The organism is Niallia taxi, assembly GCF_004005475.1.
In the GTDB taxonomy this organism is placed as follows: Bacteria; Bacillota; Bacilli; order Bacillales; family Cytobacillaceae; genus Niallia; species Niallia taxi.
Window position 1 is genome coordinate 1 of sequence record NZ_RZTZ01000026.1, and the last position, 23,484, is coordinate 23,484.

At 30.8% G+C, this 23,484-nt stretch carries 27 protein-coding genes and 1 pseudogene; 4 read left to right on the top strand and 24 right to left on the bottom strand.

Annotated features, from left to right (window positions below; translation table 11 throughout):
• Positions 1–469, top strand: a 469-nt coding sequence (locus tag EM808_RS27205; protein WP_127742793.1) for an IS3 family transposase, incomplete at its 5' end; no start/stop codon positions are given.
• Positions 470–566: 97 nt separating this feature from the next.
• Positions 567–1,088 (top strand): hypothetical protein, encoded by a 522-nt coding sequence (locus EM808_RS27210; RefSeq protein ID WP_127742795.1) that lies wholly within the window; start codon positions 567–569, stop codon positions 1,086–1,088.
• A gap of 394 nt (positions 1,089–1,482) precedes the next feature.
• Here the strand turns inward: EM808_RS27210 and EM808_RS27215 are convergent, their stop codons facing one another.
• From EM808_RS27215 to EM808_RS27240, 13 genes are all read right to left on the bottom strand, one after another.
• A complete protein-coding gene (locus tag EM808_RS27215; protein WP_127742797.1) occupies positions 1,483–3,189 on the bottom strand; it encodes an ABC transporter ATP-binding protein in 1,707 nt (568 codons plus the stop codon).
• A gap of 83 nt (positions 3,190–3,272) precedes the next feature.
• Entirely contained in the window at positions 3,273–3,392 is a 120-nt protein-coding gene (locus EM808_RS28975) for a class III lanthipeptide (RefSeq protein WP_191965118.1), read from the bottom strand.
• A 36-nt stretch (positions 3,393–3,428) separates the two neighbouring features.
• A complete protein-coding gene (locus tag EM808_RS28980) occupies positions 3,429–3,548 on the bottom strand; it encodes a class III lanthipeptide (RefSeq protein WP_191965118.1) in 120 nt (39 codons plus the stop codon).
• A 39-nt stretch (positions 3,549–3,587) separates the two neighbouring features.
• Complete coding sequence (locus EM808_RS28985; RefSeq protein WP_191965118.1) at positions 3,588–3,707, bottom strand: class III lanthipeptide; 120 nt, start codon at positions 3,705–3,707, stop codon at positions 3,588–3,590.
• Between the two features lie 39 nt (positions 3,708–3,746).
• A complete protein-coding gene (locus EM808_RS28990) occupies positions 3,747–3,866 on the bottom strand; it encodes a class III lanthipeptide (protein WP_191965118.1) in 120 nt (39 codons plus the stop codon).
• Positions 3,867–3,903: 37 nt separating this feature from the next.
• Positions 3,904–4,023, bottom strand: coding sequence for a class III lanthipeptide (locus EM808_RS28995; RefSeq protein ID WP_191965118.1), 120 nt, complete (start codon positions 4,021–4,023; stop codon positions 3,904–3,906).
• An 82-nt stretch (positions 4,024–4,105) separates the two neighbouring features.
• The gene (locus EM808_RS29925) at positions 4,106–4,225 is read right to left on the bottom strand and encodes a class III lanthipeptide (protein WP_191965117.1); all 120 of its coding nucleotides are present in this window, start codon (positions 4,223–4,225) and stop codon (positions 4,106–4,108) included.
• Positions 4,226–4,346: 121 nt separating this feature from the next.
• On the bottom strand, positions 4,347–6,947 hold the full coding sequence (gene lanKC / locus EM808_RS27220) for a class III lanthionine synthetase LanKC (protein WP_127742798.1): 2,601 nt from the start codon (positions 6,945–6,947) through the stop codon (positions 4,347–4,349).
• Between the two features lie 59 nt (positions 6,948–7,006).
• Complete coding sequence (locus EM808_RS28855) at positions 7,007–7,144, bottom strand: class III lanthipeptide (RefSeq protein ID WP_164849810.1); 138 nt, start codon at positions 7,142–7,144, stop codon at positions 7,007–7,009.
• Between the two features lie 29 nt (positions 7,145–7,173).
• Entirely contained in the window at positions 7,174–7,842 is a 669-nt protein-coding gene (locus EM808_RS27225) for a trypsin-like serine peptidase (RefSeq protein ID WP_127742800.1), read from the bottom strand.
• A gap of 935 nt (positions 7,843–8,777) precedes the next feature.
• The gene (locus EM808_RS27230; RefSeq protein ID WP_127742802.1) at positions 8,778–9,386 is read right to left on the bottom strand and encodes an NDxxF motif lipoprotein; all 609 of its coding nucleotides are present in this window, start codon (positions 9,384–9,386) and stop codon (positions 8,778–8,780) included.
• Complete coding sequence (locus tag EM808_RS27235; protein WP_127742804.1) at positions 9,386–9,961, bottom strand: HAAS signaling domain-containing protein; 576 nt, start codon at positions 9,959–9,961, stop codon at positions 9,386–9,388. Before EM808_RS27235 ends, EM808_RS27230 begins: the two co-directional genes overlap by 1 nt.
• Entirely contained in the window at positions 9,939–10,268 is a 330-nt protein-coding gene (locus EM808_RS27240; protein ID WP_127742806.1) for a PadR family transcriptional regulator, read from the bottom strand. Before EM808_RS27240 ends, EM808_RS27235 begins: the two co-directional genes overlap by 23 nt.
• A gap of 560 nt (positions 10,269–10,828) precedes the next feature.
• On the opposite strand from EM808_RS27240, the gene EM808_RS27245 reads away from it, so the two are divergent.
• Both EM808_RS27245 and EM808_RS27250 read left to right on the top strand, forming a co-directional pair.
• Positions 10,829–12,085, top strand: a complete 1,257-nt coding sequence (locus EM808_RS27245) for a sensor histidine kinase (RefSeq protein ID WP_127742808.1) — start codon at positions 10,829–10,831, stop codon at positions 12,083–12,085.
• A gap of 268 nt (positions 12,086–12,353) precedes the next feature.
• Positions 12,354–13,073 carry a LytR/AlgR family response regulator transcription factor gene (locus EM808_RS27250; protein WP_164849811.1) on the top strand — a complete coding sequence of 240 codons (720 nt, stop codon included), beginning with the start codon at positions 12,354–12,356 and terminating at the stop codon, positions 13,071–13,073.
• A gap of 318 nt (positions 13,074–13,391) precedes the next feature.
• Here EM808_RS27250 and EM808_RS27255 read toward each other — a convergent pair whose 3' ends face one another.
• The 11 genes and pseudogenes from EM808_RS27255 to EM808_RS27300 form a co-directional block, all read right to left on the bottom strand.
• Positions 13,392–14,714, bottom strand: coding sequence for an McrC family protein (locus tag EM808_RS27255; RefSeq protein ID WP_127742812.1), 1,323 nt, complete (start codon positions 14,712–14,714; stop codon positions 13,392–13,394).
• A 13-nt stretch (positions 14,715–14,727) separates the two neighbouring features.
• A complete protein-coding gene (locus EM808_RS29375) occupies positions 14,728–17,043 on the bottom strand; it encodes an McrB family protein (protein WP_235856734.1) in 2,316 nt (771 codons plus the stop codon).
• Positions 17,044–17,148: 105 nt separating this feature from the next.
• Positions 17,149–17,607 (bottom strand): hypothetical protein, encoded by a 459-nt coding sequence (locus tag EM808_RS27265; protein ID WP_127742814.1) that lies wholly within the window; start codon positions 17,605–17,607, stop codon positions 17,149–17,151.
• A gap of 187 nt (positions 17,608–17,794) precedes the next feature.
• Positions 17,795–17,908 (bottom strand): annotated as a pseudogene (locus tag EM808_RS29930) (hypothetical protein); the annotation flags it as partial.
• A 138-nt stretch (positions 17,909–18,046) separates the two neighbouring features.
• Entirely contained in the window at positions 18,047–18,760 is a 714-nt protein-coding gene (locus tag EM808_RS27270; protein ID WP_127742816.1) for a lipoprotein YvcA, read from the bottom strand.
• 256 nt (positions 18,761–19,016) lie between these two features.
• Positions 19,017–19,277: a hypothetical protein gene (locus tag EM808_RS27275; protein WP_127742818.1), complete on the bottom strand. Its 261-nt coding sequence runs from the start codon at positions 19,275–19,277 to the stop codon at positions 19,017–19,019.
• Positions 19,278–19,417: 140 nt separating this feature from the next.
• Positions 19,418–19,765, bottom strand: a complete 348-nt coding sequence (locus EM808_RS27280) for a hypothetical protein (protein ID WP_127742820.1) — start codon at positions 19,763–19,765, stop codon at positions 19,418–19,420.
• 15 nt (positions 19,766–19,780) lie between these two features.
• A complete protein-coding gene (locus EM808_RS27285) occupies positions 19,781–21,679 on the bottom strand; it encodes a DUF6792 domain-containing protein (RefSeq protein ID WP_127742822.1) in 1,899 nt (632 codons plus the stop codon).
• A gap of 4 nt (positions 21,680–21,683) precedes the next feature.
• Complete coding sequence (locus tag EM808_RS27290) at positions 21,684–22,397, bottom strand: lipoprotein YvcA (RefSeq protein ID WP_164849812.1); 714 nt, start codon at positions 22,395–22,397, stop codon at positions 21,684–21,686.
• 263 nt (positions 22,398–22,660) lie between these two features.
• The gene (locus tag EM808_RS27295) at positions 22,661–23,269 is read right to left on the bottom strand and encodes a hypothetical protein (protein WP_127742824.1); all 609 of its coding nucleotides are present in this window, start codon (positions 23,267–23,269) and stop codon (positions 22,661–22,663) included.
• Positions 23,270–23,395: 126 nt separating this feature from the next.
• The coding region (locus EM808_RS27300) for an IS3 family transposase (RefSeq protein WP_164849711.1) at positions 23,396–23,484 on the bottom strand (89 nt) is incomplete at its 5' end.

Sequence of the window (23,484 nt, forward strand, 5' to 3'; positions counted from 1 at the left end):
TACGTATATTCCTACGGTAAAAGACGGCTGGTGCTATCTGGCCTCTGTATTGGATCTGCATTCGAAAAAAATTGTTGGCTATTCTTTTTCTCGTTTTATGACTTCGGAATTAGTGATCGAAGCACTTCAAAACGCCTGTTTTTCTCAAAAGCACCGAAAGGGCTTAATTCTTCATACCGATCTTGGCTCACAATATACCAGCAGTGAGTTTACTCAGCATGTCCAAAAATACGGTATCAGGCAGTCTTTCAGTCAGAAGGGCTGTCCTTATGACAATGCCTGTATAGAGTCATTTCACGCTATATTAAAGAAAGAAGAAGTCTATCATACCCAGTACACAGACTACCGGGCAGCGAAGCTGGCCATGTTTCAGTTCATAGAGGGCTGGTACAACAGAAACAGAATTCACAGCAGCATCGGCTATCAAACACCTCAAGCTATGGAGGATCAGATTAGAAGAACCGCTTAAATACTTAACTTTTTTGTGTCCAAATTATTGACTCAAATCCACCATTCTCACGAATGGTTATGTACTGAAAGTAAAAATTAATATTATTCAAGTTGTATTGATTCAAAAAGGTGATATAGCTAAACTTGAAAATGTAAGGAAGTTCATTTCGAATGGTGGTCTAAATTCAAATAAAGTCGGTTTAAAAAGTGCACTATTTGACTGGCGCCCACTACCAAGACGAAATGAAAGAGACAACCAATTTCCTTATAAGAATATTAACGGAAAAGAATACTTACAAGCGTTTCAATTTAAAGGGCAATCTGAATACCAATACAATGAATGGGTATTAAAACGAATAGACCTTTTTAAAAATATATTGAGTAAATTTAAAATTCCGATTTTATTATCCTTTGGCGATGTACAAACCAAATTAATATTATTTCAAAATATCTGTCCGGAAATTAAATTTAAAAGATTGGTATTAGAAGCTAGTAACAAAACTATTTATGTATCAAAGGAAAAGGTTGGGTCTAATACAACTGTAATTGTCGCTGAATTTTTAGATTATCAAAATTTAGGATATACAGGCACTAAGGAATTGGTAAAATACTTAAAAGAACATATTATAGAATCATAAGATGTAATTGTACCCTTCCAGCAGGTTGCTTGTAACTTGCTGGTTTTATTATTTTTTTCAATATAATTACCTCAGTTTAAATGAATTTTTAAATAGCCCTTTTTATTTAGCTATTTCATAAAATCTATCAATACTCTTCCTTTTTTCGATTACCTTCTTAAAAAAAACTTTCAATTTTTTAAATCTACATTTTCAACAGAATTCTCCTTTCATCGATCAGTAATAAAATTAGGCTCTTAGATAAGTTCCTTTTTACTAGATAAATAATTACTTCTTATTTAACCAAAAGACGGAACTCACGATTCAGAGTTCCGTCTAATATTATAATATGGAATATCCTAACTTATATCTTACTGAACTACTTACTGTCAAAATTTATAACCGTTAGCTACAATTACATAGCTGAAGATATAAATTGTTTATACCTTTGATTAACTTCACTAACTCTTTCATGTGAGCCTTTGCCAACAATTTTTCCATCTTCAATAAATAATATATTGTCACCTGGTTTAACTTCTTCTAAATTATGAGTTACTTTAATTACTGTCTTGTCTTTTGTAAGTTCCTTTATTGAATCTAACACTAAATTTCTAGATTCTATATCTAAATTAGATGTAGGTTCGTCTAACAAAATTATATCCGGATTTTTTAAAAATAGCCTAGCTATATTCAATCTTTGCTTTTCTCCTCCTGATAATTTGTCACCGCTCTCCCCTATGTGTGTATTAAGGTTGTTTTCTTGTCTATTAACAAACTCTTCTAAATTTGCATATTTTAAAGCCTGTCTTATTTTAGAATTTTCCACATTCTCTCCTTCAAGGCCGTAAAGCAGATTATCTAATATAGTACCGCTAATTAAGGTGGAACCTTGACTTACTATACCGATGTTTTTTCTTAGTTCATAAGTATCCAATTGATTGATATTGATATTATCTATTGTTATAGATCCACTCGAGGGATGATAAAACTTCTCCAATAGGTTAATTATAGTTGTTTTTCCAGATCCTGAAGGACCAACAATAGTTAAAGATTCTCCTCGTTTTATCGTAAAACCAATATCACTTAGAATTTGATTATTTTTGTATCCAAAATTAACTTCGTTAAAAGCTAATTCTTTTTGAAATCCAAATTTTGTATTACCAGTATATTCAACTTCATTATTACTCAATATGTTATTCAAGCTCTTAATAGCACCATTCGCTTTATGATACTCTCCTATAAACCCACTAATTGAACTCATTGGGGTCATCATTTGAAAGGCATAAATGACAAATGCAATTAATGTACTAATAGATAAAGTACCAACGGATATTCTATAAGCTCCATAACCAACCACTATTAATAAACCTAGGATAAGTAAAAAGTTCACTAAAGGAGCAACCAGTGCGAAAATTTTACTTTCATATAAGTTAGCAGAGTATAGTCTATTAATACACTTATACATTAAAGATCTTTCATGTTTTTCTGCCGTAGAAGCTTTTACCATTTTAATATTTTTAAAGGTCTCTTGAGTTTTTGAAATAAAAACAGATATTTCTTTCTGTTGTCTATCCCCAGTATTCTCCACCTTTCTCATAAGCGGGAATATGATACCAAATATAAATGGAGCAATCATTAGGATAACAATTGTAAGTTTCCAATCCAATATGATTGTTAATACTAATGCACCTAGTATCATAATTACTCCCGTAACTAGTTTTGGGATGTGGTGCGTTATTAAATCCTTAATAATTTCTGTATCATTAACTATCCTACTAGACAACTCTCCGCTATGGTAATCATCAAAAAAATCAACCTTAAAATAGATAATCTTATTGTATGTATCTTTTTGCAAATCACGGATTACCATATTACCAAATTTAGATATTATGTACTGATTTATTGCTTCAATTATGGACTTTATTATTAAGAATAAGACCAAACTTCCAACCATCCAAAAGCTTAAATCATTAACTGAAAATTTTTCAATAGTGTCTTTCACAAAAAGTGGAAATACTAGAGCGGCAACTGTAAATAGAATTGATACGAATATTATTGTAATTAGGAGTATTTTTTTCTTTTTATCATTAATTGCTAGTAGAAGCACATTATATGCATTCAATAGATTCACCTCATTAAATTAAGACAATAAAGTTTGATAAATCAAACCTTATTGTCTTTTACAGAAATAATCATTTAGTTTTCTTAACAGAAAAACCAGCTTGCATTACTACTCTTTTTACATACAATGCTTCCAGACGATTTTGCTTTTAATTGCACATCTTTTGAGATAGTTTCTTTTTGTAGAGATAGTACTTTATTCATTTATAATTCCTTCTTTCTAATGTTTTTTGAATTCTCTTAACAGAAAAACCAGCTTGCATTACTACTCTTTTTACATACAATGCTTCCAGACGATTTCGCTTTTAATTGCACATCTTTTGAGATAGTTTCTTTTTGTAATGATAGTACTTTATTCATTTTTAATTCCCTCTTTCTAATGTATTTTTTTGAATTCGCTTAGCAGAAAAACCAGCTTGCGTTGCTGCTTTTTTTACATACAATGCTTCCAGACGATTTTGCTTTTAATTGTACATCTTTTGAGATAGTTTCTTTTTGTAATGATAGTACCTTATTCATTTATAATTCCCTCTTTCTAATGTATTTTTTTGAATTCTCTTAACAGAAAAACCAGCTTGCATTGCTGCTTTTTTTACATACAATGCTTCCAGACGATTTTGCTTTTAATTGCACATCTTTTGATATAGTTTCTTTTTGTAGAGATAGTACTTTATTCATTTATAATTCCTTCTTTCTAATGTTTTTTTGAATCCTCTTAACAGAAAAACCAGCTTGCATTGCTGCTTTTTTTACATACAATACTTCCAGATGATTTCGCTTTTAATTGCACATCTTTTGATATAGTTTCTTTTTGTAAAGATAATACTTTATTCATTCTTAATACCTTCTTTCTATGGTTTTTATTTAGTTCTTTTTAAATGGAAAATCAGTTTGTAATACTAATTAAGGATTAACAATTAACAAAAGAACCAGCTAGTATTACTGGAAGGAGAACAACCAAGACTTACGCTTGATTTTAATGGGTTCTCTTTTCGTTCTCTCTTATCCAATTTTTGCAAACCGAGAACATTTTTCATTTTTCATCACCTCCTAAAAAACCATTGTCTTAGTCTTACAACAATTAAATCTATAAATATACAAATTATATAAATGCTAAATTTAACAAATATAGTTAAATTTTACATTTTTAAAATTAACCTACCCACCTAAGATGGATAACTCAGGCCTTTTATTTGACAATTCCCCATTAAAGTTTGAAGAATTAAATAGCTTATCTAAATTGAGTAAAGGTAACCATGAATAGTTTCTGTTTTCTAAAATATCATGTACTGTTAACAATAAACCTGAAGAACCCGACATAATATCACCCGAAAGTCTAAAACATGAATCACCAGGAACAAATATACAGTCATCTTTCTCTAATAAGTGTAAATTAAGTGTGAATAAGGCGGATTTTACCAAATTATTTTCTTGAGTATATAATTCTATTAGATTTGCAATAGCTAAAATTCCAGTAGTACCCTGAAATAATCCTGCATTAAAAAAACATTTACTTTTTGGTATTTTACTAATACCATCAATTTCTTTCTTCCATTTCTGCATTTCTGAAGTTAGTTCGAATTCTACAATAGGGATAGCTAAGCCACTTCCACCGCTAGCAAGATACGGTAATATCCTATAGTCATCATCAATCTGATATAAACCATCACTATCAAATAAACCTAATTTTAGTTCCTTTTCTAATGCTTGTTCTGATAATAATAACCATTTCTCGTCTCTTGTTTTTTTATACAGTGCAGAAAAATACAAAGAAACACCCGACCAACTGGTCATAATTCCTTTATCAACAACATCATAATCAAAAGTTATGATCGGCACATTAGAGTTGAGTTTTTCTGCTAATAGCTCTCCGATATGAAGACAATTATCTAGGTACTTAGGATCATCTACTTCATAACTAAATCCTAAGTATGCTAAACCGATTCCACTTAATCCTGAAACAATAGATACATCTTCCATTTGTTCAAAATTGTTCACAGAATCGAATAGAGATTTTGCCTTTTCAACATACCCAAGTTCCCATAAAACTGTTGCTACTCCCATCTTACCGGTAAATAAACCATCTTCTAATTGAACAAGGTCTTTAATATCTTGTTTATCAAGCCAATCCTTTACTTTTTGATCTATCCCACCTGTTCTATGTAATGCCATTGCAATACCAAAACCACCAGTCAAAACATTCGTCATTCCTGATTCCATTTCAAATTGCCTAATGTCTCCTGGTAATAGTCTATCTTCATTTTTTGTGTCTTTAATGATTGCATTTCGTAGTTTAGTTTTCAAATCTGATAAATTAAACTCTTGTTTTAGAAAACCATTTGTACTCAGTAACTCATCCATTGGCCTTGATTGATGAAATTTGCATATAGATTCTACCTTTTCTATAATTTCTTTTGCTTTTATTCCAAATTCAACTTCAATCCAACTACTATGAATAGCCTCCATATTCCAAGATATATCTTGCACGTTACCAATTGGTAAAAATAATTGTTTTGCTATCCTTAATAACGCAAACCAATCACTTTGTTCTTTATTCATTTCTTGATTTCCTATGAAACCAGGAGTCATTAATCCAGAAAGAGAATCATTTGTAGTACTCGCTGTTTCAAAATCTATTAATCGAACTTGTTCATTTGGAGTTATGATGACATTTGCAGGTTGTAAGTCACCCATTCCCACATTATTTATATGTATTTCTTCTATCGCCTCAATAAGTTGATTGATAATATTTATACACGAGCTAGTATACGACTCATTTTTTTGAGTACTGCTAAAAGGATAGTTCTTAACAATCCACTCTGACAGTGAATCACCTTCTATATACTCCTCTTCTATAAAATAATGTTCCCAAGCACAAAAGGAACTTATCTTTTTAACAGGGTATTTTGTCTTTTCTAATTTATCTAGTGTCGCACTTTCATTCTCTATCCTAGAAAATGCATCTCTTCCTTGTGCATCTACTGCAGCATGAGGTCTTCCTTCTTTTAGAATAACCTTCATATTACTTTTATTTTCACAGATATATACTCCGCCTCCATTACTAAAATGCAAAGCTTCTTTTATATCATAAGCATCTAGGGGAGAGGTAGTATCGGACTGATCTAGTACTTTATCCATCTTAATAATTTCTAGTGGTTCTTCTACAAAGTCAGGAAGATAATAATAAGGAACCCTTTTATCTTCTATAAGTTCGCCTTGTAAATTTTCAATTGCATCGACTTTTTTCCCATCTATCCATGTAGTTCTAGGTATAAAAGCTCCATATCTGAAATAAACATTAGAATGATACCATCTTTTATCATTTAGAATATAGGGCCCTGGTTTTAATTGGGATAAATTCTTCTCTAGCAAACTTAATAATTCAATAAATTGATCAGTATTCTTAGGATATATAGTTATAAACTTCCCTGACGAACCTCTATCTCCATACTTTGAATCTTTCAGCAATAGCTCTGTATTACTTTTAACGTATTTAAATGAAATATCTCTTTCTATCATTAGTTTAGAGACAATATTTAAAGTCTTTTGTGCTTCTTTCATAGTCGTACTAATATGAATTTTCCAACCCTGGTAGGGTAATTGTTCTCCATTTTTCGCCAATACATTTGTCCAATGTTCACCAGCAATTAATGCATAATTATCTGGTAAACTTTCTAATTTAAATAATCCTTGATCGACTTCACTTGCAACATTATAGTAATAACCTTTATTTATGTACTTTATATATCTGTGATCCATATGAACACCTCGATTTAAGCACAAATTAACCTAATTAATTTGTGCTTAATTTATAATAATTATCTAGGACTAACACAAAAGAAAATACTTAAACTACTGTGTTTCTTACAATTCACACTAACATTTGAACCAATCGGTTCGTCACTTTTTTTATAGTTTTTTAAACTTTGTAATGATAAAACATCTGCTCTAGACATTTATAACACCTCCCTTCGATGATTAAAATTTATAGTTTGAATGTTTTTATATTATCTAAGTTACTATCTTGTTTATTTGCTTGTAAAAATAAGTTTTCTATTTGTTCACCCCAATAGGGTCCCCAAACAATATTCTGAACACTATTAAACGATAAACTAGTGTTAGAAAATTGAAAGTACTCATTTTCCTTTTTAATTAACCAAGGGCTCCCCGAACTTCCCACTTCTAATTTGCCTTCTAAACCTAATAGAGATGAATTGTGTATATGATCTTCAAAACTAATGTTTTCTACCATTTGTACTTTTTTCTTTCCAAATAAATTTTTTATAATGTAAGGAATTAGAACCTTTTGGTTCTTTGAAACATTATTAAAAATCGGTTTTGCCATATAATCCGTTTTTAATGTGGGTTCTCTCAATGTCATAAAAGCAGTATCATAATCTACTACTCCATTATTAACCCATTCACTACTAATGTAGATTTCTTCAATCTCATATTCTTTGTTATCATTAGTTATAAAGGTTACTTCATTTGCATTTAATTGCTTATACCAATCAAAAACACAATGTGCTGCAGTACAAACCAATGGATTATTCATACCTTTTATTAGTGAGGCATTACTTATAAATTTATTTTTATTTTGTTTTATTTTTAGTAATCCAGTATTACATGCTTTATTTTCATTATTTGTATTCATTTCCACATTCCTTTAATTGGTATATTACCAAAATACTACCAAATTAAAGAAGGTTCAATATTTTGTTTATAAAGTAGTATCTTATGTATAATAGAATTCAATGCACAATACTATGTTTTTGTGGGCAGCAAATAAACATCTACTAGAGAAAGAGGGTCAGTGTATATAAAGGGTTTATAAGTTCCTCAATACAATGAACTCCCTACACATGCTGTTATGCTTCCCACTAAAGGACAGTGGAAATTATTATTTGTTTGTTCAGCATGGTATCTTTTTACTTTTTTATAAAAAATCGAAATGAATGTATGTTAAAGTAATTTGAACCCAGGTATGGATTATCTTAAAAATCTATCAAATCAAACTTTCTTTTTAATAAGTAAGTTTATGACGTAATCACTTTCAGTATTGAGATACTATTAAGTGGAAAAGGACCTATAATTAATCTAGATTGCACTTAATATGGTTTACCTGGCAGCTTACAAATAAAAGAAAGGTTTTCGACTGGGGAATTTAATGTAAAGTGTCCTCATGCAGCAGGCGTTAGAGGATTTGAAGGGCAAATAGAAATCATGTAGAAATAAAATTTCATAATCTGGTCTATCCAATTGGCAATTTATCATCTCTAAAGTGAGCGTAAAAACAGCTTTATTTCCATTTTTCATATTAGAAGATGAGAGAAAGCTATGTTTTTTCTATAGCCTCTGTGAGATTTAAGTTTAGAAATAGATTTATACTTTTATGCACTTCAGTGGGTTCTGAACAACTATAAACAAAGTTCTGTTATCTTTATGTATAATGAAAAACTAAAAAGGCATAAAATCGGTGAGTACCCGTCTTATGCCCACTAAGTCATTTAATGAAATTAACTGAATATATATTTCAAAAACCTATGTTAAAGCTATATACCTTAAAAAATTCTTTTATCTAGTTATTATTTATATTTCTCTTCCAAATGCTTTTGTTTTAATACCTTTTTTATCTAGAAAGTCCTCAATCTTTTTCTGTTCTCTTCCATTCACTACTTTAGTATTACTTTTTATCGCCCCTATATTTATCTTAGGAATTTTCCCCTCATTTAGATCATCTGTAATATTACTAAGCGTTTCATCTAGTCCATAAAGAATTTCATTTGAAGCTGTAATGTATCGACTAATTCTCTTAGTCTCTGCTTGATATTCTTCAGGTAAGGTATTTTTTAACATAAAGCTAGAAAAATTCTCATCATTTTCTTTAGTAAGTTTGGTGATTTTATCAAACTTCTCTAATTCATTTTCATTTAAACTATCATCTCCATCATAGAGAATATCTAAAAATGGTGTACTAGCATTAGTTAACTCTTCATAGCTATCTAGATATGTTTTTATGCTTAATTTTGATTCTTCTTCATCTATTTTCTCATTTCGTTTTTCAGAGGTAAAAATAGTACTAGGAATTTCTACATCCTGAGTAGAAAGAATTTCATCTTCAGTGTCTTCTATATTTTCTTTCTGTGAACATCCACTTAATATTAATAAAACTAAGAAAAAATATGAAATCCGTCTCATTATAATTTCTTCTCCCTCGCAATTGACATATTCCATCTCAAGTATTTAATCAATATTTTTAGCAATAATTCCCCTAAAAGATAACCTGCGAATGCTAAAATAGCCCCGAAAATAAGCCCTTTTAAAGATTCAATTATTTCGCCAACCCCAATTGTACTAAACCCATTAATAAATCCCATTATTACTAATATTATTGGTGATAAAATCATTACAGGAACACCAATGATATAAGCTAGAAAAAATGGTAATAGTATTAGCATCACAAAAAAACCTACTATAATGAATACAAAATTCATTATGCTTAAACCCATAATTGACAACATTGCTGTAAATAAACTTTTAATGCTACGATTTTCTTCAACTCTATTAACTGCATAAACAGCATTTAATTCTTTAGCAATTTCTTCTGGTTGCCCTAATTCTTCCGCTATTTCCTTATCACTTTTTTCTTCAAGCCTTCCCTCTTCAAAATGCATATTATATTCACTTACTATGTCAACTTTTTCTTGTTCAGACATAAACTTCAAACTATTCTTAAGTAATTTTAAAAATTCATTTTTGTTCAAGCTTATCATTCTCCTCAATAAAACAGTTAATTATTAGGAAAAATTCTTTCCATTCATATTTTAAAGTTTCAAGTTGACTTATCCCATACTTTGTAATTCTGTAATATTTTCTAAATGGTCCTTCGTTAGATTCCTTATTATATGTCGTTAGATGTTTTTCCTTTACTAACCTTCTTAATATTGGATAAACAGTACCTTCTGAAATAATTATCTTATTAGATATCTTTTTTACTAGTGAATATCCATATTCATCCTCTTTGTTTACTATTAATAAAACTATTAATTCAAGTACACCTTTTTTAAACTGAGCATTCATTATTATCACCAGCGTTTTTATTTGGTCTATACTACAGTGTATTATTCGGTACTATTTTAAGCACTGTACCAAGTCATAATAAATCTTAATGTTGTGAGGAAAAAAATTCATGATGTAGTCTATTTTTTTTAACTTTAAAGTTTGATTTATATTTTTCGTTAAATTAACTTTATTACTTTGGTAAATAATCTCTCTAATGTAAAAAATTGATTTATTTTAATGGTGATGTTACATTGTTATTTGGTATACAGATAAGATTTCAATATTACAGAAGTCCTCCCATAATTTTATTTACTGATTACATATTTCGTTATTTTATAAAAAATCCACCTACCTTATATTTGAATTATTTTATTATAAAGTAATTACAATAATTTAATATCCAAAAATTGTTAAAGGGATAATATATTATCTAAAAGGACATTTTTAACATGTAACAGGTGTCGTTTTAATAAAAAATAATTATTCTCTATAGATTATCAGTTATTATCTGCAATTCAGTAATATTGCATTAGTACTTATTTCATCTTGTCAAATCATAATAACAGGAGAAAAGAACCATGATTTTCATCGATTTTATTGGAGCCCTTTTTGCAACAATACCATTTCTTTTATTAACACTACAGCTATTGAATAAATTGCATTTTAAAAAAAAGGGATTAATTTATTTTTTGTTAATAAGTTTTGGTACAGCTATACTTTTAGCACTATCACTAGGAAACCCCTTATTAAAGTTATCTATAGCAGTTATGATTTTAGCTTTTCTTTGTACAAAATTTTATAATGTAAAGTTTACTTTTTCATTATTATCACTGCTTTTAAGTGTGATCCTTCTGCTTATTGTGGAATATGTGGGTATTATTATTTTGAATTTACTTTATGTGGAGTCATTATCGTATAATCAAATACGCTTTATCACTGCATTAATTAACGCTGTACTTTTATCTTTATTGTTTTTATTCATGAAGTCATTAAAGTTGAGTCTTATTCCTAACCATGACGTTTATTTTGCTAATAACTCAAAACTTTGGTGGACTTCTCCAGTATTTGTTGTTTTATCCTTGCTAATTGTCGTTGAAATCATTCAAGATGGAGTAACCATTTCCTCCGTTTATTTAATACTCACTTCCATTATTGCCTTTATTTATCTTACAAGGTACATAATTTTTCAAAAGACAGTAGAAACAGAAAAAATAATGGTAAATGAACAAGAAAAAAGCGCAAAGTTTTACTTAAGAGGTATTCAAGCCCAAAGGCACGATTTTATATTTCAGGTTAACACAATTAATTCACTAGTCCATCTGAATAGAATAGATGAATTAAAAATGTACCTTGGTGAACTTACAGAAGAGTTTCAAACCACTTCCGAAACACTTCCATTACATTATATTTCGACAGCCGGTTTACTTATTCAATACAAACAAATATTTAAAAAGGATGGAGTTCATTTTAAAATTATTGTAGAGGATACATTCGAAGGAATCCCTATGCAAGTTTATGAATTTAATAACATTATAGGTAACTTAATTACTAATGCATTTGAATCTGTCAGATTAATAGAAACAAACTACAAAGAGGTAACAATTAAATTCTCTAAAGATCAACATTTAGTGGTAGAGGTTATAAATGAAATTAATCAAGATTCATTTGATTTAATGAACATATTTCAGGATGGCTTTACTACCAAGGAGAAGGATAAAAATGGTCTTGGTCTAAACAATATTATGATGACCTTAGAACAGTACAACGGTTACTTATATCCAGAATTAAATAATCGAACATTAAGTATGTTTGTCATAATACCCACAGAAAAGTAAATAAAAAATAGCAGCATGTTTTATTTCAACCGCACAATCAGTATACTTACTTAACCAAGAAGCAATTCTAATTAGTAATTATTGACTATTACCTGATAGACTAATGAAAACTAAACTAATATTCAAAGAAAGATAGATATATATTATTTTTTTGATGAATTTATTTTCGACTTTCAAATTAAATTAAAAGTAACTTATCACAGTATTTCTTATGTATGTATGTATCTATCCTTCCAAGTAAAGAAAAATGAAAGAGGGACAATTTAAGATGACCAAATTAAACATTTTAGCCATAGATGATGATCCTATTCAATTGGATGTATATAAGGACATTTTTAAAGATTCTCCTTATAATTTGGTATACACCTGTACAAATGGTGATTTACTCCCCCTTTTTTTGAGTGAAAATAACGTAGATATTGCATTATTAGATATAGAAATTGCATCACAGTCAGGATTCAAATTAGCAGAACATATTAATCAGTATTATGGAAACATTAAAATCATTTTTATTAGTAATCACAAATCGTTTGCTTTAGAAGCCTATGATTTTTATCCATTAGATTATATTGTTAAACCAGTAGACGTATTCAGATTGTTTCAGACATTAAGCAGGATCAATTATACAGGCGGCCAAAATAATCTTCGAATTGGGGTTAAGACATCAACAGGATTCTCGTTAATTAAGAAAGATGACATTCTATTTATTAGTAAAACCTTAAATAAAACAACGATCCACCTTGCAAACGGAGAAAGAATAGAAAGTAATGAGAAACTGGAAGCACATGAAATGAAATTATTAAAACATGGTTTTTATCGTATTCATAAATCCTATCTAGTTAGCTTAAATAAAGTAAAAAAAATTCAAAAAGATGAATTTATGAATTCATTTAATATAGTTCTATATGATTCTAGTACTACCATACCAGTAAGTAAACACCGTATAAAAGAACTAAAAGATGCCGTAATGAAGCAGTTTAATTTTTAAATACTCCTTCATTTCAATTATATAGTTATATTCACATGACTATTCACAAAAAGTGGATACTGTGCCGACATACTAATAAAATGGGGTGGCACCGCGATTTAAAATCTCATTCTCAAGACTAACAGTCTTGAGGACGAGATTTTTATTTAGTTTTAGTGATTTTTATAGGAAGTTTTTTGTGTTTTTTTGGAAGCTTACAGGAGAATAGAAATGACTGTAGTCCATTGCTATTATTTCTACAATTAAATTTGATTATTTATATTTTTTTGTAGAAGTATAGTAGTACTTTCAACAGATAAAAAGCAAATAACCAAACCATCAGGTCATTTGCTCCTTAACTGCTATTCCTTGAATTAACTTGCCACGCAATACTCCAAGACTCTCATCAATATTAGTAACATCCACAAAAAACAATCGAATCTTATTCTCTAAACCCAAATCCTGATAAAAGGACTCAAAGCTTATTTCAGCATCCTTCATCTCTTCATTCATAGGATAAAGCAGCCAGATTTCTGGTGTTTGATATTTTTTAGAGTAGGCATACATTTGATACATATCTGCCTGTGAAATTCCATAATTTTGGCGTGGTTGATTGGTTAGGGACTTCCACTTAGTATCAAGGATAATCGTGCTCTGATCATCTCTTGTGATAACAATGTCTGGTCGTAAAGCAAATTGTTTTGGGTGATTAAATAAATAATGCCCTTTATCTTGGGTTGATACTTCCCATGGTAGGTCTGCTAAAACTCGTTTTAAATGTTGTGCTACATATGATTCGAAAACTTTTTCCATTGGAAACAGTAATGCTCGTGCTGTTGTGTTACCAGAAAAAGTGGTAAAGCTTTGATTCAGTAGAAAAACCCTCGACCAACTCATTAGGATTTCGTAATCCTTTGTATTTCGGTCTATTACAACACGTGAAAAATCTTTTGTGAAATTTGTAGAGGGTTTGACCATTTCGAATGCTGTAAGTAGTTTCCTTATTTCTTTTATATTAGCTGAACTACTTGATAGCTTCTGTAATTTTAACAATGTCGATTTAATTAATCTGTTCTCAGGTCGATTTACCTCAAATTCATCGTATCGTACAAAAAAACGTTCTTTATGAGCATAGTTATTCTTTATTTGCTCTTGAACAATCAGTTTTCCTTTAAAAAAGTTTAAGTTATCTTCTATGGGTAAATAGGCAGAGCGCAACCCTCTTTTCATTAGGTTACGCAATTCCTGGATATACATATTAATAAAAATTTCATATAGGTTCAAACGATCCATTTTTAAACTTGAATCATTAAATACTTTACTTGGAAAATCCTTCATACTGCGCAGCATTCGTAGGAATGTTGTCTTTGTATCCTCCATTTCACTCGCAGTTACTTTTGGAAGGATTTGAACTTGAAACCCGTTTTTCATTTGAATAAGCCCAACAAAGTTCTTCGCTTGAATAACCTTACCAACATTCCGTCGTACACCTATTTTCAAAAAGTCTAAAGCGTCACCGGATTGATTCTCACTAAAGGTTAGGATAAAGTTTTCAAGCTCAGTGAAAGTTTCTTTATTTAAATACCTATAATGAGGATCGTTACGATAATCCTCATTGCAAGTAATGGACTCATACTCACGAACCTCTAACAGCTTGTCCATGTTTTTCACCACTTTAATAGATTAGTTTGTAGCTTTCTTCCTTGTAAAAAGCTTCTGTTTGAATAGAATACTTCTTCTCAGGTAAATCAATATCCGGGTTCCCTTTAAATACTTCTCGCACTTTAATGTCAGTATCCAAAATAAATTTAATACTAGCATCCACCTTTGCATTATCCCCCAGAACAAGTTGAATTTTGCTGTAATCCTCATAGAAATATTCTTGAAGCAATGGAATGATTGCATTTAAAAATATTTCAGCAAGCTTATCTATTGTCGGGTCATTTGCTAGAGATGTAAAATAGGCATGACCAATCGTATGCTCACGATCATATAAATACTCAATTCGTTCATTAATTGTTTTTAACATTTTTTGTATGTTAATGCCTTCTATTTCCTGAATGTTTAATTTGGTTAAGACGTTCTCATCTGGCATCATTTCAATAAACTGAAATCTTCTTCTTAAGGCAGTATCCATCAGGGCAATCGACCTATCAGCAGTATTCATGGTTCCCAAAATGTATATGTTGTTTGGGACACCGAATTCATCTCCTGTATAAGGAAGAATAGCAGTTGTAGCCTCTTCCTCACCAAGTCTTTTAGTTGGTTCGATTAATGTTATCAATTCCCCAAAAATTTTGGAGATATTTCCTCTGTTGATTTCGTCAATAATAAACACATACGGTTTATTTTTGTTCTGGCCATTTTTTCCACTCTGATTTATTGTGTTATTGGCTTTCTCACAGAATCTTTTAAAGATACCCGAAGCATATTCATATTGAATATCTGTCTTTTCATCTTCCACTTGCTTGCTAATTACTGGCTTTATTCCTTCAATAAATTCTTCATAGCCATAAGATTGATGGAAAGTAGTAAACGCAATTCGACCTTGATCTTTATATCGGTTATATCTCTCAAATACAGACGCATAATCTTCCTTTTTAATATTTTCTAGAGACTGGTTTTCTATAATAGAAACAGCGTACGTGACAGTATTGTATGTCTTTCCTGTCCCAGGAGGCCCATATAAAATCATATTTTTATTGGTATTCTCCATAGTTATTTCATCCTCATTTTCCTCATTATAAATTTCGAAAGGACCTTCACTAGATTTATCCAGAGTTAATTGATAAAAGGGCATTAATGCCTCTACAGCCTTTATCATTCCATTTATAATACCAGAATTATCATGCAATTCTTCTTCAATATCTTTTCTAGTAATGACACGTGCCATCTGTATTTTTTTATATGTACCATCTTCCACTCTACGCTTTATTTCTTCGGTTGTAAGACTTAACTCTTCCATTTCTTTTTCAAATTGATTACCACTTAATATATAAAACAATTTATCAGAAGCAGTCGATATATCTCTATCTAGTAGTCGATGATGCTTTTGATAGTCCTCTTTTGTACTTTGTGCTTCATGTAATTCCACGGAGAATTTGAACCGTGCTTGTCCGCCTACAATTTCAGCAAATAATGATAAGCTTGTTGGAGAGCTCTCATAGCCGGCTAGCTTCAGCTGCATCCAGAGATAATTCCTAACTTTATTGTTCCCACCAGTTAACCATTTTGAAGGTCTGGATTTTATTAAACCGAATCTACCTGCGCATAATTCAGCCATTTTATCTAATTCTTTTACCGCTGAGCTCCCTGCAGCCTTAATATCTAAATAGTGTTGTCTTTTAGAGTCATCCACTCTTTCAGGACTTTCATACGCTTGTCCTCCATAAGCTTCTAAATAATCTAAAATTGAAATACATTCGATATTGTCCATAAGATTATTAGTGTCCTCCGTCGCAAATAATGCTGTGTACTCTGATTTAATAAACCGTTTTATATCTCCGATAGCTTTAACACCAAGTGTAGTTTGAATAGCATTTTCTTCATCTAATTCAGGCTGTTCTTTTATTCCGTTAAATTCTCCGGGATAAGAAAGCCTTCTAGTTGCATCTTCTCCTTGACGAAGGAAATTATAAGTATGGTTTTCGTGATCAGCATTATACCATTGTGAAATTCTAGCGTTCTCGACATTTTTACCACAATATTCTTGTGCTCTATTTTGTATTTCCTTCTGTTTAAAATACATCGTTTCTACAGTAGGATTAGTAGAAAGATGATAAGCCTCGAAAGCTAGCGTAGCAGTAGCAAGCCAGACTGCAGCAGGAACATCAACATTCGTTTTTGCACTAATTCCTTCTTCAGCTAATTTCTCTTTAACTTCTCCTGTGTTTAGTTTTCCTTCTTCGAACGTGTTCATAATATAATCACGCAATTCTCCAGTTAGCTTTATCGATCCTTGAATATTACTTTTTAGGCCATGATTCCTCAATTGCTCCAATGACAATTGAGGCGTATCAACCTCATCTAATAATCGTATGCGGGTCCAATCCCATTCCTTTGCCTGTTCAAATTTCTCTTTATCTGCCCAAAATTGCTATTTATATGTATTATCACTTAAGTCTATGTAACCTTGTACAACTTCCGCTTTATAACGTACTTGTTTTATATGTCCAGAAACATATATAAATAATAAATCACCATTTTCGTAGTTATACGAACGTCTCCAATCAATAGTGTCATAACGTTGGAAAGCAAGTTCTAAATCATAATCATTAGGGTTCGCAGGTATTAACCAAACACGACGTGCATTTTTATGTCCTCTTTCTTCCATTTCCACACGTCTTTTTGCTGCCACAGCTTCAGGGGCAAAAAACACATACTCATCTTCCTCTACATAGTAAGGAATGTTATAAACATAACCCCGTTCAATTGGATCATATAATTTCAATTTACTAATATTTAGATGGTTTGCCATAAATCTAGCAGCATCTTGGATATTAGATGCTTTATATAATTGTTCCTCATTTTTGAGAATAGTAATCGGACTTGCCATATTTGCCTCCGCCAGTTGGTTTTTATCTGTTAAATGAATCAATTAGTAATAAAAATATACCTTTTGGATTAGGTAATTTTGATTACTAACTACATTTTAATACACTAACATAACTTTACTTGTCGTAATATGTCGTTTTTTTATCGTTTTAATATAAAATAGGGGTGCACCTTGGTTGGTACACCCCTTATAATTTATTAGAATATAAGTCTTTGTTTAGCTTGATCAGTTCATTGGAAGAGTATAATTCTATGTTCCTCGGTAGTCCCTGGTGTGTCTCTTCCATGTAAATACGTTTAACCTCTGCTTCAAATCTTTACTTCACCTTTTCTAATTCAGATGGATTGTAACATTAAAATCATTTTTATAAGCGTACTCCAATAGGATTAATCACAGCTTAACCTTACCAGTTGCAAAAATATCCACATTATTCATTTTCCTATTCCTCTTTATTACTGATGAATTGGATGGAAGATATCATTTTTTTTACTTTATCACGTGCATTTTTTTCATCTAAAGAACAGGATTGATTATCGTCCTTACATGTAAAGATAAAGGAATATTCCACTCCCTCATCTAAACTTTGATTTGGTTTAACAAAGCCGAAGTATCTATAGGAGTAATTATATTTTCTGTCCAAATTATCAAAAGTACTTTTTTTATACCCTATATATGTTTCTGTATCTTTAGTATTTTCTTTCTGATATTCTTCTGAGTATTTATTTTTTCCACTGATGATTTCAAGCATTGTATCGGTTTTCTGTAGAAAACTTTGTCCTTGGTAATAGGTAATTTGACCATTCATCAAAGTATTTGCCTCTTTTTCATATTCATCAAAACCAATGTTTTCTTCGTTTTTGCTATAACTAGATAATAAATCTGAATACTTTCCTTCTTCTGGAAATAACATTCTAATTTTCTTAGATTTAGATTCTAGTAAATAGTATCCAGGCTCTACTTCTTTGGTTGACACCATATATTCTCTTGTTGCCTCATCTTGGAAGGCTGTTACCTGTGGTAAGTCCTCTGCATCCATTTCCTTCGGAGCTTTTTGTTCTTCTCCCGCTTGTGTTTGGTTAGCTTCCTCTTTTTTCACTCCGCAACCACCTAATAAAACTGTAAGAGTTAATAAAATAACCAGTGTCTTATTCATCAAAAACCTCCAGGTATATATAACCTCTTTAGAAATTGGATTTCTCCTATATATCTGTAAACTTCAACCTAAAAGATATAATTTCTTCAAAGTTTCTAGAAAATCAGAATCTGTTTACCTGGAAAAGGAGCTTTCCTTATAGGACAGCCCCGTTTCTTATATATTCTTAAAAACCAAATATCAAAGTTTTATCAAAATCCGTTTTTTAGTAACAAGAGCCTTTAGCAGGAAGGTCTTACCTATAATTTTGGTATTCTCAAAATGATTTTTGTGTTAAATAATTATCCCTACTTAATAACAATTGATAAAAATAGTCAAATGCTTCATAATCGTCAGTTAGTTCTTTTATAATAAAGTGACCTCCTCGCTGTTTCGTTTCGTATATTTTCCAAACCTCATTCACTTGTGTGCATCCCATCACAAGTGGTTCATCCGTTATATAATCAAGGACAATTATATTTTCTCCAATATTTAAGTTATCCGCCTTAAGTTTTTTTAGGAACTCATTTTTAGACATATTTATCACCTAAGATCTTGGTATGCTGTTACTTCAACCGTCTCGCCATTAAACAGTGCAACAAATTATTCAATTGCTCCGTACATAATTGTTTACCTGAAGAGTATACCTAGGAGCAGTCGATTTTTGAAAAAACTCATTTAAAAACTAGGTATCATCCTTTTATAGTAAAGTGTGATCTCCTGTGTTCTTAATTCTTCTGTGATATTCCTGTATGTTTGAACATGGGAAATGTTTTCTTCTTTCATATGAGAAATAGATGTTTTAATCTTCTTTTCCTTATTATTCCATTCTCCCTCTATCTTTTTGGAAATAGCTCCATTCTGGTTGTCTAGTTCTTCCTTTAATAAATTGCCTAATCTATTTATATCCTCCAATACGTCTTCCAATGGCTTATTTAAATTGGAGGATTTACCATTCATTTCATCTTCTGAAAGAAAACGATAGGTAGTATGTACTTTTTCCGTTATGGAAGAAAAATCTGACATTTAATCATGCCCCCTTCATCCTTTAAAATCAAACAGCTGAGAAATTAACTCTTCTTTTTCAAAGAGTGACTCAATACTATCCCTAATTTCTTCAATGAAGTGCCTCTTCTCTGTTGCTTGTTTTCTTAGTTCCATCACAATGCTGCTATTTTCTGGTAATGGAGCCGTATAAAATGATTCCTGAACATCTATTCTCTCTATCTTGCTTCCCAAGTTGCCTAGATTGGGGAGAAGAAATTGAAAGTCCCATAGATAGTCAGAAGGATTAGCCTCTATATGATGAATCTCATATATCAATCTTTGTTTTTTAGTCTGGAAATCATCTTCAATTTCATTTTTATAAATTCGTTCATAGGTTCGAATAGACTCTTCTATATCTTCCACTATTTTCATGCCTTGTTGATAAATTCTTACGGCAGATGAGATATTCCATTTAATTTCTTCTCCAGAACTACTTTGTCCTGTATAGCAAATGTCACCATTGCTGTAACTTATCCCCTCAAGGGCTGATAAAGCGTTTAAAAGAGGGAGAATGCTGTGTCCTTCTGCTATCGCTTCTAATGGTCCCTCTAACTCCTCTTGTAAAACAACTAATGAATCTCTAATAGCTTGATATTCACTCCAAATAACCACGATGGTATCATAAGCCTTTTTATACTCTTTGTCTTCCAGATGTTGCATCAGTTGATTAAACTGTTCCTCAATATTACTTACATGCTGATCTACTTGCTGGAGTTCTGTTTTCACCTTTGCTTGTGAATCTTTATCGAGGTAGCCATTCTTAGCAAGACCATCAATAAACATGTCACTACCATCCATAATTTGATGAAACACATTTAAGAATGCTGGGAGATTATTGGACACTTTACCCACCATGGCTATTAAATCATCCTTGTTATTAATAATTACTCCCGCTTTTGCTAAAAATCCATCTGCATTCATGACTGATTCAATTAAATCTATATCAATGCCAGTTGAAGCCTTTACAAATCCATAGAGGCCGCCTTGCTGATATGCATCTGTATATTTTTGAAGATAATGTTTAACATTTCTTACATCCTCATCTTGAATGGAGTCTATGATATTCCTAATACCTTCTACCTGTAAATTGGTGTCTGTCATTTGAATTTCACCAAAGGTTATAAAGTCACCTTTTCCACTGACCCCATATAAGGGATCATCCCAGGAAATTCGCTGTGTTATTTGTGCAGTAACTCCTTTATTTTCATAATACTTTATGATTTCCGCTTTTAATTCTTCTGCTGGAACAGAGTCTAAGCTATCGTATTTATTAAAGGTCAAACTCATATTTCGATAGAGAACTTCATCTGTATTTAAAAGATGATCTATACTTACCTGAGCACCATTTACTCCATAAACTCCATCAAACTCACCATCTATTAATTGCAGCATAATTTGATTGTTATTTGCCAAGGAGTGTCCCATGGCATAGGTTTTTAAGTTTTTAACATCATTGGTTTTTTCTTTTGCTTCAATCGTGAAATGCTTTGCTGCTTCATACTGACTATCATCTATACCAAGAAATAAACCAAAACCATTATATATCCAGTCTTCTTTTTCTTGACTTCCTTGTGAAATAATATGGAGCTGATTTATCTCATTACTCTTATCTTCTATATAAATTGCTGTTCCGTCATATCCAGAACTTGTAATATTCGTATCCAAATCCTTATTCTGTTTAATTAATTCATTAGATGAATATATTTCTATATTTTTTGGCAGTTCTCGCTGTGTTTCCTCCAGAAAAATTCTTCTGACATCTACTTCGAATTTTTTCTTTACTTCCTCTAATTCCTGCTCAGTAGATACATTAAAATCATCCTTGTAATCATATTCTAATTGGATTAAACGTAATTTCACTTTTTCATCCGAAAACAAATCTGTATTATTCATAGGATTATTCCTTGCCGTTACTTAAAAATGAAATAGATTCGATGATTTTTTCGGCTAAATTTTTTGTTTCCCCTTCTTCTAAATTGCATGCTTTATCATCATCTTTACAGCTGTAGCTGAATGAAAACTCAATTCCTTCATCTTCTTCCTCAAATTTAACGAAACCAAAATAGCCATAAGTAAAGTTATATTTTCTGTCTATATTGTCAAAGGTATATTTCTTAGATGCTATATAAATATTGTTGTTATTATTCTCTTCATTGTGGTATTCTCCCGTATAGTCATTCTTTCCACTAATGATTTCTAGCATGACCTTAGTATCTTGAACGAAGCTATGTCCTTTATAATAAGTAACTTTTCCATCAAATAAAATGTTATTGTCTTCATCATAACTGTTAAAACCAATACTTTCTTCATTCTCACTAATGTAACTAGACCTACTCAAGATAACTTTTCCGTTATCAGGAAATAACATTCTAAATCTTTTGGTCTTGGATTCTAGTAAATAGTATCCAGGCTCTACTTCTTTGGTTGACACCATATATTCTCTTGTTGCTTCATCTTGGAAGGCCGTTACCTGTGGCAAGTCCTTTGCATCCATTTCCTTCGGAGCTTTTTGTTCTTCTCCTGCTTGTGTTTGGTTAGCTTCCTCTTTATTCACTCCGCAACCCCCTAATAAAACTGCCAGTGTTGATAAAATAACCAATGCCTTATTCATCAAAAACCTCCAGTTAAAACATATATGTATGTAGTATTATTACTCTGTTGATACGTTTGTTCCAATGATTTATACCCAATATTTGTATTTTTTAATACAAATTATCATAAAAAAAGGCATTTCATAAGAAAATAATGTAATTATACTATTTATGGTACTTTATGTAACTTTACTATTAAATAGGTAAATCGATTGATATTTTTTCCTAAGAAGAGATAAAAGAACTCTTTATAAATTGGATTGGTCCTAAATATTTATACACTTCAACCTATAAGATATAATTCTTTCAATGTCTCTAGAAAATCAGGATCTGTTTTCATATCAATTTTAGTAATAAGCTCATAAAACTGGCCTAATTTAAAAGAAAAATGGTAAAGTACAATCGCGGCACTATTTAATTTTCGAGATTCCTCTATATAAATCTTAGCGTCATTTTTCCCCAAGAATAAAACGTTATATCTATTATTTACGCCTTTTTCTAATATCACTTTATTTGGCTTAATTTCTAGTAATGAATAATATTTTTCATTTAATTGGGTTTTGAAAATCTTTTCCACATAACTTAAAGAGTCTGCATCCTCAATCACCTTTTGAACATTTGCATCATATTTTCTAACTTCAAATTTACTTTTCGAAAAGATGTATAATGCCAATACAGAGTTATATTGATCTGAAAATGCACCTACACTGTATTCCTTTCCTCTAACAATTTCATATAGCTCATAATGATTACTTACTTTATTGAATGTTAACTTGACAGTAGTTTCAGGATAGCTTTCGCCACTTACCGGCACAACACAAATGCTTTCTTTTTCCTTTTGAATCACTTTAAATTCTGTTTGTAACAAATTATATACACCACTTAGATCCATATTCCATCCCTCCTTGTGTCGTTGGCCCATCTGCGGATAACGTGTTCATAATATAAATGCATTAAAACAAAAAACGCCCATTTAAATAATAAAGTGTACCCTTTGTAAAGGACATTTAAAAAAAGCCTAGGCAGTTTTAAGAAGATGATCTCTGTATTGAACAGGGGTCATCTTTTTTAAGTTCCACTGATATCTATAGTAATTGTAATAAATCA